We start from the raw sequence: 16,830 nt of genomic DNA, 5'->3' as shown, positions 1-16,830 counted from the left end.
TTGGAAGAGGCGTTTCGTCCCTCTAGATGCGTGCAAGGACGAACCGATCGGCAACTGAATACGCCAGAACGGAGACGAACTTCACGTGTAGCAAGCGAGTCATGGAGGTCTCGATGCCGGAGAGGAGGTAGGCAGGCAAGCGGCCGGACACCTTGCTTTGCGGTGTGAGCCTCGTCGATGCCACCTAAGCTTCCCCAGCTTTTGGTTGAATGGCGGCTGGATCGAACCGGGCGGCCGATGGGCTATCGACTTCCAGCGCACGTTCGGGGCAGGATCGCACGGCCCGTGACGCGAGCAGTTCGTCCCCTTGCGCGACATTGATATCGCCAGGCAGGACGTATCCCTCATCATCTAGCGTGAAAATGCTTGGCGCTTGCGCCGAGCATCGCGCGTGACCCTGGCATTTGGCATTGTGGACGATAATGCGCATAGCGCTGCCTCCATTGTCTTGCCATGCCTCGGGACGGCCATGGTCATGACCAGTCCAGGATCAGATTTTCGATTCCGAACACATGGCCGCCACAGGTGATGGGCGCTGTACCTTCCTTGATCCGGAAGGTCGGGAGGCGCGCCAGCCACTCCTCCAGGCCAATGACAATCTCGCGCCGGGCAAGGTGTGATCCAAGGCAACGATGGGGACCATAGCCAAAGGCGGCGTGGCGGTTGTGCTCTCGCGCCAGATCGACCGTGTTGGGGGATTCGAATTCCTCCGGGTCGCGATTTGCAATCATCGTGGCGCAGGAAACATAGTCCCCCTTTCGGATCGGCGCGCCTTCGAAGTCGATATCTTTCGTAGCCACGCGGATCAACTGAATGGGCGGATAGGCCCGCAGCAATTCTTCGGTTGCGAGCACGATGCGGTCCGGTTCGCTGCGCAGCAGTTCCTGATCCTTGAGGTTGCGCGCTAGATAAGCCAGATCAAAGCCTATAGCTGCTGCGACGGTGTCAAGTCCCGCGACGAAGACAAGCACGCCGATGCCACGGACTTCGTCGTCGGTTAGCCGGCGGCCCTCAACCTGTGCCTGCACGATGAAGGTCATGAGATCGTCGACCGGATCCTTGCGGCGATTGTTTGCAAGTTCATCGATGAAAGCCACGATCTTGCGGGCAGCCACAGGTCGTTCCACATCGTCGCCGTGGAGCAGATTTTTCGCCCAGCCGACAAATGTATCGAGTCCCTGATCCGGCAATCCCAGAAAGCGAAGGAAGATGCCGACAGTGAACGGAAAGGCAAAATCCTTCATGACGTCGCAGCTCGTGCCTGATGCGGTGATTCCGTCGATCAGGGCGATCGCTCGCTCACGGACAGCCGGTTCCAGTGCCGTCACCCGCTTGGGCGAAAGCAGCGGACTAAGTAGCGAGCGAAAGACGCCATGGGCCGGTGGATCGAGCTCAAGCGGGATCGTCGGCCAGGTTTCGCCCAGTACGGAGGAGAAGATGCTGCGATGGCTGGAAAAAGTTTGAGCGTCCTGCAGCACCTTACGCTGGTCTGCGGCGCGGGTGATGACCCAGGTGCCCCGGCCATCTTGCGTGTTGTAGGGGGAATAGAAGATCGGAGGCCCGTCATGTGCGCAAGCTACCGCTGCGTGTGGATCCCCGTTGGGCGTTGGTGGCATGCCTGGCGACGTGAACAGGCTGAAGTCCCTCACCATTTCGGGCGGGACATGATCTGGAACCGGGTTGATCGCCATTGGACTTCTCCTACCGTCTAACCACTGACTAAGGCGGCGCGGAATGGCATCTTGGCCATCCGGCAAGCTTGTAACCGTCTTGGCCAGACCGCTGCCTGCCCGCTAAAGAGCGACGAGCGAAATCGTCGGAGACGCGGCATTTTCCAGCTTCGAACGGCGAGCCGGAAATGAAGCTCTTCCCCACAACGGCTTCAGGCCGGTCATCTCTTCAGGATGTCCGTAGCGCGGCACGCGAGAGGCCGTACCCGTCGACATCGCTTTCGCCGATTTCCGCGAGCGCACGCGATGTGAGCATGAGCAAACATGCCGGTCGAATCTCATGCCCTGTTCGATCGATGGCCGTTGGCCGGTGCCAGGCGAACTGCTGGTGTCCACGCCAGCCACGCCGGTCGGGCTTTCACAGGCAGTGCCTTTGGACAGATCGGCTCGACGCGGACCCGACATCTTGTCTTCCTTGGCTGCATTGATCGCGATGGTACCCACAACATGAACCCCAGGCGGTAGCTGCCGCCGCCTCACGAGAGAGCTTCAAAAGTCGTGCCAGCGGCGCGGAAAGAGCCCTGCAGAAGATTTCTACATGTCATTCAACAGTTTGATCGAATGCGCAGCCGCAAGCCTGGCGGCGCGCAGCCGTGTCGCGGACCTGACAAAGCCGACAGCAAAGTCGCGGCAGATTCAAAATGCTGCGCGAGTGCAAAGCGGTTTCCCGTCACCTCGGCACCGTGCCCGCCTCACGCAGTCGCAGTTCAGGAAGATGCCCATGGCGAGCTTGCTAATGGACGTGCTGGCTTTTTTGTACCCACTGCCGATTTCGAAGCTGTCTGGAGGGCGTCGATAGGGCGAAGCGCGTAAGGCCCGTCTCAATCCTCGGGAACGAAGGCCACAGGGACTCTCGTCAGGTTAGCCCCGATCGACTCCTGTCCCTCCTCCCGACTATGAGCCCAGATTCTCGCTGCGAATTCGAGCCACCTATGCTCTGTGCGATCCGGCGACCCTCCGGTCCGACTTCCGACATTTTTGTCCAGCTTCGGACAAAGAGGTTCGCGGCTTGGAACGCAAAAAGGCGATGCCCTTCTACCCAGAGCTCACGATCAGGTGATTATGGGCGCGCTCGGTCTCGGCGAAGGCAGGATACTGGCCGCTCAGGCAAAGAGTTGTCGCAGCACAACACAGTGTGAACCCCAGCCTAAAATCAAATGGCATGGCGCTTGCGTCGTACTCGGCAGAACCCATCACAAGGTGGCCAGGAGCAAGACCATTGCTGACATCGCGACGCCCCGTACAAGCGCGTAGTGAAACCGTTCTCGTTGCCGCCGCAAATCGAGATCTCGTTTCTTCAAACGCGCTCGCGAGCGGTTTTGCCCATGGCTGATCCAATGCCGTGGCGGCGCTCGGCGGAATTCCCGGCCGAGGTCGATGCCGCGTCAGTCTCAAGCGAAAAAGCAGCGCACCAGTTTTCCTCCAGGAGCACATTGATGACCGTCAAGAAAAAAGTTCCCGTCGTCACCTTTCACACGCGTGTTCGCGATGAGTCCATCGAGGGGCCAAACCCGTACCGCTGGGAAGACAAGACATCCGACGATTGTTTCAGCGGCAAGCGCGTCGTCCTGTTCTCGCTGCCCGGTGCCTTCACGCCTACCTGCTCGACCTTCCAGTTGCCCGATTTCGAAACGCTCTACGAGGAGTTCGAGAAGGAGGGAATTGACGCGATCTACTGCGTTTCCGTCAACGATGCCTTCGTCATGAATGCCTGGGGCAAGGGCCTGGGGCTGCAGAAAGTCCAACTCATCCCAGACGGCTCGGGCGAGTTCACCCGCAAGATGGGCATGCTGGTTGCAAAGGACAATCTCGGCTTCGGCATGCGCTCCTGGCGCTACGCTGCCGTGATCAACAATGGCGTGGTGGAGCAGTGGTTTGAGGAGGACGGTTTCTGCGACAACTGCGAGACCGACCCCTATGGCGTATCGTCGCCGCAGAACGTCCTTGAAGCGCTGAAAGCCAAAGCCGCGACGGCTGCATGAGCTAGAGGAGTCAACGTCTCCCACATCCCCTTGCATAAGCCCAGGGTCGCTCGGAGAGGAGTTTCACGCTAACCATGGAGTCCTCAGCAAGCCTGCTTCAGCGTCAGAAGCAATCGTTGGTTTTGACGCCGCAAATGATGGAATCCATTCGCCTGTTGCAACTGGCGCATCCCGAACTGCATCAGTTCGTCGAGCAGGAAATCGAGAAGAACCCCTTTCTGGAACGGGCATCAAACCGGGCGCCGAAGGATATTCCCTCGATTTCGGCCGGGAACCCGCGCATCGGGCCGACCACGGGCGGTATGTCCGATCGGGCCTCGCAGTGGAAATCAATCCGCGGCAAAAACAATGTCGCACCGGGGGGAAACCATTCTTTCGAAGATTACTGCTCGTCCATCGAAACATTGCACGACCATGTCGCTCGTCAGATCGCTCTCAGCGCATTCGCGCCGCTGGAGCGGCGAATAGCTGGCGAGCTTGCCGGTCATCTGGAAGACACCGGATACCTTCCGGTGAACCTTTCGGAACTGGCCCGCAGCCTGAATGTCCGGGAGGCTGTTGTGGAACGGGTTCTCGGAACCTTGCAGCAGTTCGATCCACCGGGTATTTTTGCGCGAACTCTCAGTGAATGCCTTGAGATCCAGTTGCGGCAGCTAGACAGGTTCGACCCGGCGATGGCAGCGCTGGTCGCCAATCTTGAAGCGCTAGCGCGACGCGATTTTCAAACATTGAAGCGCCATTGCGGTGTCGATGAAGACGACCTTCTCGACATGTTGCACGAAATCCGCGCGCTCGATCCCAAGCCTGGAAACCGATTCCAATCCGGAGGGCCTGAATCGATCATACCTGACGTCTTGGTCCATCCCTCTCCCGGAGGTGGGTGGCAAATCGAACTCAATCCAGACACGCTGCCCAAAGTGCTGATGAACCAAAACTATTTTGCCGAGGTCTCCCGCCTAAGCGCCCAAAATTCGAAAGATCAGTCATTTCTCAACGAATGCCTCCAAAACGCGAACTGGCTAATCCGCAGTCTTGATCAGCGCGCCAAGACGATCCTCAAGGTAGCGGCTGAAATCATCCGCCAGCAGGACGCCTTTTTTGAACATGGGGTTGCCCACCTGCGGCCTCTCAATCTCAGGACTGTCGCGGATGCGATCAACGTGCACCAGTCGACGGTAAGCCGGGTGACGTCGAACAAGTACATGCTGACCCCGCGCGGCGTGTTCGAACTGAAGTATTTTTTCACCGTCGCGATCGGCTCCTGCGAAGGCGGCGACGCGTACTCCGCCGAAGCTGTCCGCCATCAAATCAAGGCGATGGTTGCCGTGGAATCGCCCGACGAGGTGCTTTCCGACGACGACATCGCCACCCGGCTCAAGGACACCGGGATCGACATTGCTCGCCGCACCGTTGCGAAATATCGTGAGGCGCTGAACATCCCGTCCTCCGCGCGACGTCGCCGGGAAAAGCGCGTGCGGCTTCGATGCCAATCAAGCCCAGGCGGTGGCGGCGACGAAGACGGCTCTTAATCCAAAGCGAACCCGTTCTTGATCCGTGCCAAGTGGCTTTCGCCTTCCTCCGGGCCAAAACAGCTTTCGAAATCGGGGCATTCCTGACAACTGGGCGCGGTGCATAGCGAAAAGCCTTCGGCCTCGCAGAGCTTACGATAGAAAAACTTCTTCCATTTCATGTTTTTGGTGTTGCCGGCCGCCAGCGCCGGGAAATGCCTGGCGATCAAGCGGCTGAGTTCGGCCCGATTGAAAAGGCCAAGGTCCTGCCACAGATGGTGATTGCGCAAACTACGCCTGGCGATGATCTTGGCGAAGAGGGTGCTCACCGGATCGCCTGGCCTGGCATGCCCAATGAGCAGGCCGCGCAGAAGCTCTTCCTCCATATCCGGCTCAGGATCGGTCAGCTTTTCCAGCGCGAAGGCGTTGACGGGCACAGCCGGGAAATAGCGTGTCATGACATCTCGCAGGTCGGCACGCGAAAGGCCGGTTGCTTCGGTCGCGGTCGCCTTGCCGGCGACCACCTCCTCGAACGCGAGGTAGGCAACACAGGCAAGCGCATGCCGGTCGAACGCCGCCCCCAGGTCTGTCGGCGGCCATTGGCTTGTACTGAAACAACGACGGTGATCGGCGAATGTGGCGCCGTTCTCCTGGTCTTGTCCCCAGCTCATGCAGCAAGCTTGTCGGCCGCAAGGTGGGTCTGGCAGTTCTTCGGGCAGACGCGACCGCAGGCGCCGCAGCCGATGCAGCGGCCGGCATGGTCGACAACCATGACCATGCGGTTGAGCTCGCCGTCGAAATCGTCATCGTCGCCCGCGCAGATGCCGAGGATTTCGCCTGCGTCATCGACGCCATGAAGGTGCATGACCTCGCGCGAGCAGACCTTGAAGCAGCGGCCGCACCCGATGCAGGTCGCGCCATCGATCGCCGTCAGATAGTGCGGCGTCCAGGGAGAGCCGTCGCGGGTGACGCCCGTCATTGTGAATTCTCCAACGCCGCGAGTTGTTCCTTTGCCGCATCCAACTCGGCAAAAATCTCGAAGGCGACCGCCTTAATCTCGGTCCAGTTGACCGCCAGGTCCTCGGCAAGGTCGTGCAAGTCCATCTTGGCGTCTCCGGCGCGCGCCTGCAGCTTGCGGAGCTTCTTCTGCAACATCTCCAGCTCTTACATGATCCCTTCCTCGCAAGCCGATTTTCTTACGCCCGCGCCATCTCGGGACGCGCTTCGATGGCCGTGACCGCATCGCCGGCGTGCCGGCCTCGGCGATTTTCCGGAACGTCTCGAGTTCGGGATAAAAGCGGTGGGTCGCAGCCGACATTCAAGATCTTGTGCCCGATGTCGACGCGGGCGGTGAGCGATCGCTGGGAGGGCGTCGATTTTGGCGACAGTCTCTATGCCACAGAACGCGTATCTGGCGCGGACGCGACGCGTTGCTTTCCTTCGCTCCATTGATCGCATCAACCAGAATCTAAATGATTGCGCGGCTGCCGCCTCAGGAGGAAGACTCAAGCTCCGCGACGGGAACGCAGGACGAAGCTCATAAAAAATTGTCTGCATCCCATTCATCGGTTTACCCGAGAGCACGGCAGGAGAAAGGTCGGCCCCAGGCGTGTCGTGGATTCGAAAAGTCCGACGACAGGTTGCGGCCGCCTTTTCAGCAATGGCCCGACAGGATTGCTGGGGAGGCAAGCTGAATTCACGCCGCGTTCAACCGCGTTGCACATTGGTCTCATCCCACCCCTTTGTCAGCTCCAAGGCCTGCCGTTCGAACAGGCGGCGGTAGATGCCGTCGCGACGGATCAGCGTGGCATGGTCGCCCTGCTCGGTGATGCAACCACGGTCGAAGACAAGCAGCCGGTCAAGTTCGCGCACCGTGGAGAGCCGGTGCGCAATGACGAGCGTGGTGCGCCCGACCATGAGCCGCTCCATCGCCTTCTGGATCAGCACCTCCGATTCCGAGTCGAGGCTCGACGTCGCCTCGTCCAGAATCAGGATCGGGGCATCGGCGAGGAAGGCGCGCGCTATCGCTACACGCTGGCGCTCGCCGCCTGAAAGCTTCACGCCGCGTTCGCCGACCAGCGTACCGTAGCCGTTCGGCAGGCGCGAAATGAAGTCATGCGCGCTGGCGAGCCGCGCCGCCTGCTCGATGTCGGACCGAGAAGCACCCGGCCGCCCATAGGCTATGTTCTCGGCCAGCGAGCGATGGAACAGGAGGGGCTCCTGCTGCACGATCGCGATCTGCGAGCGCAGCGAGGCCTGCGTCACCCGCGAGATGTCCTGCCCATCGATCAAGATTCGTCCAGCATCCAGGTCGTAAAGCCGCTGGATGAGCTTGACGAAGGTGGTCTTGCCGGAGCCAGAGGGGCCGACCAGACCCACCCGTGCGCCGGCCTCAATCGAAATCGACAAGTCGCTGTAGAATGGCGACCAATGATTGCCGTAGTGGAAATGGACGCTCTCAAAATCGATGTGACCCTTCGTGATCCGGATCGGCTTGGCGCCCGGAACATCGGCTACGTCGGGCGGCTGGCTGTAGGTCTGGACCAGTTCCTCCATCTCATTTACAGAGCGCTGGATGTTGCGCACGTGCATGGAAACATCACGCAAGTAGCCATACAGGACGGTGAAAGACGCGAGCACCAAGGCGATGTCGCCTGGGGTAGCCTGGCCGCGCGACCACATAAACAAGGCATAGCCGATCAAAGCCGCTCTCATCGCAAGAAGCATGATCCCCTGGAATGCAGCACTGATCGTCCCGCGCACCCAAGTCCGGCGGGTGCGGTGCAGCCACTTGGAGATGACCTTCGCGAGGCGATGATCTTCCCGCGCTTCGGCGCCGAAGCCTTTGACCACCGCGTTACAGCTGATGGCGTCCGCAAGCGAGCCGCCAAGCCTCGTATCCCAGTTGTTGGCAAGGCTTGCCGCTGGCGCCACATAGCCGAGCGACAGGATAATGATCAGCGCCACATAGCCAACCGAGCCGCAGGCGATGATCAGCCCCATCATCGGCCAGTACCAGCCGAGCAGAACGCTCGAGCCTACGAGCATGATGAGCGAGGGAAACAACGCGAGAACGATCGTGTCATTGAAGAGGCAGAGCGCCCACATGCCGCGCGTGATCTTGCGCACTGTCGAGCCGGCGAAGGTTTTCGCATGCCAATCGGTCGAAAAGCGCTGGACCCGATGGAACGCGTCGCTGGCGATGTCGGACATCATCTTCAGAATGAAGTCGTTGATGGCAATGAAGGCGATGTTGCGCATGACGACGGCGCCGAGTGTGAGCGCAATCAACATTGAAAAGGCGGCAAGAGCCGCATCCCATACGACGGTGTCGGCTGCCGCTCCTTGGGCGACCGCGTCTACGAGCCGTCCGGAATAGAGCGGCGTCAGGACGTCGAGGAGCGTTGCGACAAGCACCGCGATCATAATGATTGCGAGCCGGACCGGCTGCCTGCTCCAGTGGCGTATGGTGAAGGCGAAAACGTCGCAAAAGGCGGCGCCGCGCAGATCGATGTGGAAACGACGCCTGGCTTTGTACGAGCGCAGCAGGACGCTCGGTCTCAAGAAAGCTGAAATGGAAGGTCTGCCTGAGGACGAAAACATCGCTCGGAACGCGGGCAGCCGATCTGGACCTGACATGTTGCTTTCTTTCCTTCGTTCCATCGATCGCGATGTCACCAGCGAGATGAATATTCGGCCGCGGGCACGCGCTGCCTTACGAGGAGTGAACCGCAATAGCCGTGCCAAAGGCTCAGAAAGAAGCCCAGAAGAATTTTCTGCATATTCTTCAATGACAACGAGAGCTCAGCAGGCAGCGGGGCGGACAGCGCCGCGTCGCGCACTCGACAAACCCGACACGACGGATCGGTGACGCGGGCATCCTTGGCGGACGGCCGACGGATTGCTCCTCACGCGAAGCGGAATTCACACCCAATCCAACGGCGTTCACCGTCGAACATGCCCGCCGATGTCGGACAGGCGACATAGCAGTGTTGGAGCCATCTTATTGTTTCGAAATGATCTCCTTGTTTGGCACGGTCCATGCGTAGCTGTTCGAGAACGCCTCCCGGCCTGAAGGAGAAACGGTCCACGCCCCAGCGCACCGAAACCCGCCGTGGCCTAAAGACCGCGCCTTCCCAGGCCGGCGCAGGGCTGGCGCATTAAGTCGAGGCGAGCGGCCGCGCCGGCCCCAAGAAGCGCGGGCCGAATATGGCCGCGGCAACTCCTTCGGCTAGCCATCATCATGACAGACCGGGCGTGCGCTTTGCGTGATTGCCCTCAGGAGAAGGATCACATCCATGAGGCCTGTTTATCTGGACAACAACGCAACGACACGGGTCGATCCTGAAGTCGTTCAAGCAATGCTGCCGTTTTTTACCGAGCAATTCGGCAACCCTTCGTCGAGCCACGATTTTGGCGCTTCCGCCGGGGCGGCGGTGAGAAAGGCGCGCCTGCAGGTGCAAACGCTTATCGGCGCGGAGTTCGACGACGAGATCACCTTCACCTCGGGCGGGACGGAAAGCGACAACGCCGCGATCCTTTCGGCGCTCGAGTTGACGCCTGAGCGCACTGAGATCGTGACTTCCGCAGTCGAGCATTCGGCCGTGCTGACGCTTTGTGCCCACCTTGGGAAGACGCGCGGCATCAAGGTGCATAGGATTCCGGTGGATCGCCACGGCCGGCTCGACCTCGACACCTATAGGGCCGCCCTCACCCCGCGCGTGGCGATCGTCTCGATCATGTGGGCGAACAACGAGACCGGAACGATCTTCCCGGTGGTCGAGCTTGCTGAGTTAGCCAAAGACGTCGGCGCCCTTTTCCATACCGACGCGGTGCAAGCGGTGGGCAAGCTTGCGATCGACTTGAAATCGACCGCAATCGATATGCTGTCTCTCTCCGGTCACAAATTACACGGACCGAAAGGGGTCGGCGCACTTTATGTAAAGCGCGGCGTGCACTTCTGTCCGCTGATCAAGGGGGGGAGCCAGGAGGGCAATCGCCGCGCGGGCACGCAGAACACGCCAGGCATCGTCGCCCTCGGCGTGGCAGCCGATCTTGCCTTGAAATTCATGGACGACGCGAACACACGGGTAAAGGCATTGCGAGACCGCCTCGAGAAAGAACTTCTCCAGCGCATCCCAGACGCCTTCGTGGCCGGCGATTTACGAGCGCGGTTGCCGAACACTGCAAATATCGCCTTTGGACACATCGAAGGTGAGGGCATACTGCATTTCCTCAATCGCGAGGGCATCGCCTGCTCCTCTGGCTCTGCATGCGCCTCCGGTTCGCTGGAGCCGAGCCATGTTTTGGTGGCGATGAATATCCCCGATAGCGCGGCACACGGCGCAATCCGTTTCTCCTTCTCGCGCAACAACGGCGAGGAGGACGTCGACCGGGTGCTCGAGGTCATGCCCGGGATCGTTAAGAAGCTGTGTGACCTTTCCCCGTCTTCGCCAGCGACGATGCAACCCCGACCGCCGTTTCAGGCCAAGGAAAATGCACTGCGCAGCTGTTTTGCTGAAAGCCGTGCCATCAATGTCACCGACATCCTCGCACGGCTGAAGAGCCTGTCGGCTGCGGAGGAGTTCTTCGAAGTCCTTGGCATCTCTTATGATCCGAAGGTGCTCAATGTCTCGCGGCTCCATATCATGAAGCGCATGGGCCAGTACCTCGCTGAAGAGGATTTCGCCGGTCTTCCCGACGGGGTGATCGCCGCGCGGGCGCGTGCGACGTTGGAACGCGCTTATGAGGATTTCGCGACATCCTCGCCACTCACGCAACGGGTCTTCAAGGTGCTCAAAGAGCACGATCCGGACAAACCCGCCACTCGGGACCGCGCCTTTGTCCCGTTCGATTCGATCCTGAGGCGGTTCGGGACAGAATGAGCGCGACAAAGTCGACACGACGATGACGAAAAGCCGACAAAACCGGTCATCACGACGGCACCTTTGGGAGACAGCAAACCGATCTCAAAGAGAACAGAGCAGCGCAGAACGGTTGGCACGAATGATGCTGCTTAGGAGATGAACGCCAGGGCGGCTTGCGGACTAGAGCCGAGAGGGAAGCAATGCACATTGTAATCTGTATCAAGCAGGTGCCGGATTCCGCGCAGATACGTGTCCACCCGGTGACGAACACGATCATGCGCCAGGGCGTGCCAACGATCATCAACCCTTACGACCTGTTCGCCCTCGAAGAGGCACTCAGATTGCGTGGCGCCCATGGTGGCGAGGTCACCGTGCTTACCATGGGTCCGCCGATGGCAGAAGATGCGCTGCGCAAGGCGCTCACCTATGGCGCCGACCGCGCGGTACTCTTGACCGACCGCTGCTTTGCCGGCTCGGACACGCTGGCGACCTCCTTTGCGCTTTCTCGGGCAATCGTGAGAATTGGCGAGACCTTCGGCGCTCCAGACATCGTCTTCGCCGGCAAGCAGACGATTGACGGCGATACCGCCCAAGTTGGGCCCGGCATCGCCAAGCGCCTCGGCCTCCTGCAGTTCACCTATGTGGCGAAGATCGCCGCTATCGATCTCGACGCGCGCGAGATCACCGTCAAGCGCCGTTCGGAAGGCGGTACGCAGATGCTGAAAAGCAGGCTGCCTTGCCTCATCACAATGCTGGAAGGCACCAACGAAATCCGCAGGGGCTCGCTCGACGACGCCCTGCGCGCCGCACGCAGCCAAATCGTGAAGTGGAGCGCGGCCGAAGCTGGCATTGAGGACCTCACCAAATGCGGCCTGCGCGGCTCGCCGACGGTCGTCAAGCGCGTTTTCGCCCCTACCACGCGGGCGGAAAAGGCGACGCAGATCGACATGACCGACAAGACGCAGCATGGCGTCGCTGACGAACTGATCGCCGCAATCTTCACCCGCCAGCCAGCGCTGGAACACGAACTCGCCTTCGACGGCGGCCAGTGACGGGATGGCAAGGAGAGAGATGTTGAAGGCGAAACGCGAAGCCCCTCCTGCCGCAGGCCGTGGCGGCATCAAGAAGGAATTGCCTGAGCACTTTAAGGACTATCGGCACGTCTGGGTTTTCATCGAACTGGAACGCGGCGAGGTCCATCCCGTCTCCTTCGAACTGCTCGGCGAAGGCCGCAAGCTCGCCGACAAGCTTGGCATCCAGCTTGCGGGGATCGTGCTCGGACCGCCGGGTGATGCCACCCAGCATGCCGTTGCCGAGGCATTCGCTTACGGCGCCGACCTTGTCTACCTCGTCGAGGCACCGCTGCTTGCTGACTATCGCAACGAGCCTTTCACCAAGGCAATGACGGATCTGGTCAATGCCCACAAACCGGAGATCCTGCTTCTCGGTGCGACCACGCTCGGCAGGGACCTCGCCGGCTCAGTAGCGACGACCTTGCTGACAGGGCTCACAGCCGACTGTACCGAACTCGATGTGGATGTCGACGGGTCGCTCGCCGCGACCCGTCCGACTTTCGGCGGTTCCTTGCTATGCACGATCTATACGCTCAACTACCGGCCGCAGATGGCCACCGTACGACCGAGGGTCATGGCCATGCCACCGCGGACTGATAAACCGGTTGGGCACGTCATCCGGCACAAGCTGTCGATGACGGAGGAAGAGATCATCACCAAAGTCCTTGGCTTCAACCTCGATCGCCAATCGGCAAAGGCAAATCTCGCCTACGCCGACATCGTGGTTGCCGGAGGCCTCGGCCTCGGCTCAGCGGAGAATTTGCAGCTTGTGACGAATTTAGCGCGCGCAATCGGCGCCGAATATGGCTGTTCGCGCCCGCTGGTCCAGAAGGGCTGGATGCCGGCCGATCGGCAGATTGGCCAAACGGGCAAGACCATCCGGCCAAAGCTTTACATAGCGGCCGGGATTTCGGGCGCCATTCAGCATCGGGTTGGCGTGGAGGGGGCTGATTTGATCGTAGCCATCAACACCGACCCGAATGCCCCGATCTTCGACTTTGCCCACCTCGGCATCGTCACCGATGCGATCCGTTTCCTGCCGGCATTGACGGAAGCTTTCACCCGGCGGCTGTCGCCGCACAGCCACGACAAGCTTGCGAGCTAAGGAAGACGGCCATGATCGAGGAAGAATTCGACGCCATCGTCGTCGGCGCCGGTATGTCCGGAAACGCGGCCGCCTACACTATGGCAAGACAGGGCCTGACGGTGCTGCAGTTGGAGCGCGGCGAGTATCCGGGCTCCAAGAATGTCCAGGGCGCCATCATGTACGCCGACATGTTGGAGCAAATCATCCCGGATTTCCGGAATGATGCGCCTCTCGAGCGGCATCTGGTCGAGCAGCGATTCTGGTTGATGGACGACACCTCCCACACCGGGATGCAGTATCGATCGGATGATTTCAACGAGGCGAAGCCCAATCGCTACACGATCATCCGCGCCCAGTTCGACAAGTGGTTTTCGCGCAAGGTGCGCGAGGCCGGCGCGACGGTTCTGTGCGAGACGACAGTGACCGACCTCGTCCGCAATGCCAAAGGTAAGGTGATCGGCGTGCGCACCGACCGGGCTGGCGGGCCGATCTACGCGGACGTCGTCGTGCTCGCAGAAGGCGTCAACGGACTGCTCGGTACACGGGCCGGCCTGCGCAAGATGCTGAAGCCACAAAGCGTGGCGCTCGCTGTCAAGGAGATGCATTTCCTACCCGATGAGGTCATTGAGCAGCGGTTCGGCCTCCAAGGGGACGAAGGCTGCGTGATCGAAGCGGCGGGCACGATCTCCCGCAGCATGGCTGGACTTGCGTTCCTCTACACCAACAAGGAGTCGATCTCTCTGGGTATCGGCTGCCTCGTCTCCGATTTCGCCAAGACAATGGAGAGCCCATACGTCCTCCTCGATGCCTTTAAAAACCATCCTTCGATCCGGCCGCTGATCGCGGGCTCGGAAGTCAAGGAGTATTCCGCGCATCTCATTCCCGAAGGTGGCTACAAGGCAATTCCGCAGCTCTTCGGCGACGGTTGGGTCGCGGTCGGCGATGCCGCCCAACTGAACAACGCTATTCACCGCGAGGGTTCGAACCTTGCCATGACTTCCGGTCGCATCGCGGGCGAGGCGATCATTGAGATCAAGGGCCGCAACCAGCCGATGATCAGGAGGAACCTAGCCCTCTACAAGACCATGCTGGACAAGTCTTTCGTAGTCAAAGACCTGAGGAAATATAAGGACATGCCGGCCCTGATACACACCAACTCCCGCAATTTCTTCATGACTTACCCGCAGTTGATGTCGCAGGCCGCGCAGAACTTCATGCGCGTCGACGGCACTCCGAAAATCGAGAAGGAAAAGGCGACCACTGCTGCCTTCATCAAGGCGCGTTCGCGCTGGGGGCTGATCAGCGATGTGGTCCGCCTGGCACTCGCATGGCGCTGAAGGAGAAACAGCATGACGATCGCTGTGACTAAGTTACGCGTCGAGGAGAAGCTTTATCAGAATCGCTATCTAGTCGATCCGGGCCGCCCGCATATCAAAGTGCAGCCGCACGAGAGGCCGAGCGCGAACCTTCTCGCGCTGACACACATCTGCCCGGCCAAGTGCTATGAGTTGAACGACAAGGGCCAGGTGGAGACCACTTCCGACGGCTGCATGGAATGCGGCACGTGTCGCGTGCTGTGCGAGGCCAGCGGTGAGATCGTGTGGAATTACCCGCGCGGCGGGTTCGGCGTTCTCTTCAAGTTCGGATGACTGGCGCACAGTGCGAGAAACGAAAGGTTCGCAATTGCGGTCAAGACCGTCAATATTGTTCGCAATTATCTACTATGTTTCTAGAACTCAAAATACAAAAAAGGGCTCGGGAGGGACACCTTAGACAACCTTGAGGTGTTCGCATGGCTCACATGCCTCCAGATCAGGTCGGTGAAATTGCATCACGAAACACTCCGCCTGAACCTGCGGTCGAAGCGGTGCGCGATGCGGACAGCTTGCTCAGGGGAATCTACGAGATATCGAAGGTTCTGACTGCCCCGGCCCGGCTGGAGATTACGCTTGCCAATGTCGCGAATGTCCTCTCCTCGTTTATGCATATGCGTCATGGTGCAATCGTAGTCCTGGGCGCTGAAGGACACCCGCAGATTAGCGCAACTAGCGGCGGCACTGTGCCTCAATCAGGCGCCGGCAGCGTCGTACCCCAGGCCGTAATAGACAAAATCGTCGCTACTGGAGGGCCGATCGTCATACAAGACACAAGCTCGTCTGACCTATTCCAGGCTGACCCTCAATCTAGCAGCGATACGATCGCAACTGCCTTTATCGGTGTCCCGCTAAAGGCTGAGGAAAAGATCTTCGGGACACTGTCGATCGACCGCGTCAAGAACGGTCCTACCAGGTTCCGCTGCGAGGAGGACCTACGCTTCCTGGCCATGGTCGCCAATCTGGTCGCTCGGACCATCCGCCTCCATCGCACTTTGAGCACAGCTCGTCAGTCACTTATCGAAAAGCAACCGAGACCAGAGCAGTCGCTCGACGAGGACGGGACCCATCCGGCCCGGCATCCCCATGTCAAGATCGACGGAATCGTCGGAGAAAGTCCCGCGCTCAAGCAGGTGCTCGAGATCGTCTCGGTCGTGGCCAGGACCAATTCCACCGTGCTTCTGCGAGGCGAAAGCGGTACCGGAAAGGAGTTCTTTGCACAGGCCATCCATAAGCTTTCGCATAGGAGGGAGAAATCCTTCGTCAAATTGAACTGCGCCGCACTGCCCGAAAGCGTTTTGGAATCGGAGCTCTTTGGCCACGAGAAGGGCGCCTTCACCGGGGCTATCCTGCAGCGCGCCGGCCGGTTCGAATTGGCTAATGGCGGAACCCTGCTGCTTGATGAAATCGGCGAGATTTCGCCTGCCTTTCAAGCCAAGCTGTTGCGCGTCTTGCAGGAAGGAGAACTGGAGCGAGTGGGCGGCACCAGGACCCTAAAGGTTGACGTGCGGCTCATATGCGCCACCAACAAGGACCTCGAGACGGCTGTCCGGAATGGAGAGTTCAGAGCCGACCTTTATTACCGCATCAATGTGGTGCCAATAGTCCTGCCTCCCCTCAGAGAACGCCCGGACGATATTCCACGCCTTGCGAAATCTCTCCTCGACCGATTCAACAAGGAGAACCGTCGCGACCTTGTCTTCACGCCGTCGGCGCTTGATCTGATCTCGCAATGCTATTTCCCTGGCAACGTGCGTGAGTTGGAGAATTGTGTGCGACGGACGGCCACACTTGCGCGTTCAACGACAATAACTCCGGCGGATTTCGCTTGCCAGAACAGCCAGTGCCTTTCTTCGCTTCTGTGGAAAGGAGACGGCCGTTCGCAAGGCGGCTATGCCGTCGACGAGTTCGCACGTGGCAATATGATGCCGGTTGGATCGCCGCTGCCTGCCATGCGTAGCGGCGCTTCCCACAATGATGCATCGCCCGGCAAGACCTGCGACCCCAACCATCCCGCTTGCCCTGCAATGAACCCGCGTCTGACGGAACGCGACCGACTAATCGATGCGATGGAGAAAGCCGGCTGGGTTCAGGCCAAGGCGGCTCGTTTCCTCGGTCTCACGCCGCGGCAGGTTAGCTATGCTTTGCGCCGGCATCGTATCGGCGTGAAGAAGTTCTAAAACGTCATTGATGACACCACATTGGGGGCA

Annotated in this window: 16 protein-coding genes and 1 pseudogene; 9 read left to right on the top strand and 8 right to left on the bottom strand. The window is 59.9% G+C overall.

The window, feature by feature from the left end:
• Positions 1 to 184: 184 nt before the first annotated feature.
• The 4 genes from CK230_RS26090 to CK230_RS33225 form a co-directional block, all read right to left on the bottom strand.
• A complete protein-coding gene (locus tag CK230_RS26090; RefSeq protein ID WP_095796085.1) occupies positions 185 to 430 on the bottom strand; it encodes a ferredoxin in 246 nt (81 codons plus the stop codon).
• Between the two features lie 43 nt (positions 431 to 473).
• Positions 474 to 1,691 (bottom strand): cytochrome P450, encoded by a 1,218-nt coding sequence (locus CK230_RS26085; protein ID WP_095796086.1) that lies wholly within the window; start codon positions 1,689 to 1,691, stop codon positions 474 to 476.
• Between the two features lie 102 nt (positions 1,692 to 1,793).
• Positions 1,794 to 2,174: a hypothetical protein gene (locus tag CK230_RS32690; RefSeq protein WP_141246100.1), complete on the bottom strand. Its 381-nt coding sequence runs from the start codon at positions 2,172 to 2,174 to the stop codon at positions 1,794 to 1,796.
• An 853-nt stretch (positions 2,175 to 3,027) separates the two neighbouring features.
• A complete protein-coding gene (locus CK230_RS33225) occupies positions 3,028 to 3,177 on the bottom strand; it encodes a hypothetical protein (RefSeq protein WP_176480215.1) in 150 nt (49 codons plus the stop codon).
• Here CK230_RS33225 and CK230_RS26075 point away from each other — a divergent pair.
• A complete protein-coding gene (locus CK230_RS26075) occupies positions 3,167 to 3,712 on the top strand; it encodes a peroxiredoxin (RefSeq protein WP_095796150.1) in 546 nt (181 codons plus the stop codon). The two genes, CK230_RS33225 and CK230_RS26075, sit on opposite strands and share 11 nt — an antisense overlap.
• Before the next feature lie 74 nt (positions 3,713 to 3,786).
• Positions 3,787 to 5,241: an RNA polymerase factor sigma-54 gene (gene rpoN / locus CK230_RS26070; RefSeq protein WP_095796087.1), complete on the top strand. Its 1,455-nt coding sequence runs from the start codon at positions 3,787 to 3,789 to the stop codon at positions 5,239 to 5,241.
• Here rpoN and CK230_RS26065 read toward each other — a convergent pair.
• The 4 genes from CK230_RS26065 to CK230_RS26050 all read right to left on the bottom strand — a co-directional run bounded on the left by CK230_RS26065 (position 5,238) and on the right by CK230_RS26050 (position 8,823).
• A complete protein-coding gene (locus tag CK230_RS26065; RefSeq protein WP_095796088.1) occupies positions 5,238 to 5,891 on the bottom strand; it encodes a nitrogen fixation protein NifQ in 654 nt (217 codons plus the stop codon). The two genes, rpoN and CK230_RS26065, sit on opposite strands and share 4 nt — an antisense overlap.
• A complete protein-coding gene (gene fdxB, locus CK230_RS26060) occupies positions 5,888 to 6,199 on the bottom strand; it encodes a ferredoxin III, nif-specific (RefSeq protein ID WP_095796089.1) in 312 nt (103 codons plus the stop codon). Before fdxB ends, CK230_RS26065 begins: the two co-directional genes overlap by 4 nt.
• Complete coding sequence (locus CK230_RS26055; RefSeq protein WP_095796090.1) at positions 6,196 to 6,375, bottom strand: CCE_0567 family metalloprotein; 180 nt, start codon at positions 6,373 to 6,375, stop codon at positions 6,196 to 6,198. The genes fdxB and CK230_RS26055 overlap by 4 nt, the downstream gene beginning before the upstream one ends.
• Positions 6,376 to 6,927: 552 nt before the next feature.
• Positions 6,928 to 8,823, bottom strand: a complete 1,896-nt coding sequence (locus CK230_RS26050) for an ABC transporter ATP-binding protein (protein WP_245330192.1) — start codon at positions 8,821 to 8,823, stop codon at positions 6,928 to 6,930.
• A gap of 695 nt (positions 8,824 to 9,518) precedes the next feature.
• On the opposite strand from CK230_RS26050, the pseudogene nifS reads away from it, so the two are divergent.
• From nifS to nifA, 7 genes and pseudogenes are all read left to right on the top strand, one after another.
• A pseudogene (gene nifS, locus CK230_RS26045) lies at positions 9,519 to 10,652 on the top strand (cysteine desulfurase NifS); the annotation flags it as partial.
• On the top strand, positions 10,629 to 11,105 hold the full coding sequence (gene nifW, locus CK230_RS33685; protein WP_348629171.1) for a nitrogenase stabilizing/protective protein NifW: 477 nt from the start codon (positions 10,629 to 10,631) through the stop codon (positions 11,103 to 11,105). The pseudogene nifS and the gene nifW, both read left to right, overlap by 24 nt.
• Before the next feature lie 182 nt (positions 11,106 to 11,287).
• Positions 11,288 to 12,139, top strand: coding sequence for an electron transfer flavoprotein subunit beta/FixA family protein (locus CK230_RS26035; protein WP_095796093.1), 852 nt, complete (start codon positions 11,288 to 11,290; stop codon positions 12,137 to 12,139).
• 19 nt (positions 12,140 to 12,158) lie between these two features.
• Positions 12,159 to 13,265: an electron transfer flavoprotein subunit alpha/FixB family protein gene (locus CK230_RS26030; RefSeq protein WP_095796094.1), complete on the top strand. Its 1,107-nt coding sequence runs from the start codon at positions 12,159 to 12,161 to the stop codon at positions 13,263 to 13,265.
• Between the two features lie 11 nt (positions 13,266 to 13,276).
• Complete coding sequence (locus CK230_RS26025; RefSeq protein WP_095783665.1) at positions 13,277 to 14,584, top strand: FAD-dependent oxidoreductase; 1,308 nt, start codon at positions 13,277 to 13,279, stop codon at positions 14,582 to 14,584.
• 12 nt (positions 14,585 to 14,596) lie between these two features.
• Positions 14,597 to 14,896, top strand: a complete 300-nt coding sequence (locus CK230_RS26020; RefSeq protein ID WP_067318654.1) for a ferredoxin family protein — start codon at positions 14,597 to 14,599, stop codon at positions 14,894 to 14,896.
• A gap of 143 nt (positions 14,897 to 15,039) precedes the next feature.
• Positions 15,040 to 16,800: a nif-specific transcriptional activator NifA gene (gene nifA, locus CK230_RS26015; protein WP_095796095.1), complete on the top strand. Its 1,761-nt coding sequence runs from the start codon at positions 15,040 to 15,042 to the stop codon at positions 16,798 to 16,800.
• Positions 16,801 to 16,830: the final 30 nt, after the last annotated feature.

Source organism: Mesorhizobium sp. WSM3859 (genome assembly GCF_002295065.1).
Taxonomy (GTDB): Bacteria; Pseudomonadota; Alphaproteobacteria; order Rhizobiales; family Rhizobiaceae; genus Mesorhizobium.
Note: the sequence above shows the minus strand (reverse complement) of the source record. Positions and strands in the feature narration are given on the sequence as shown.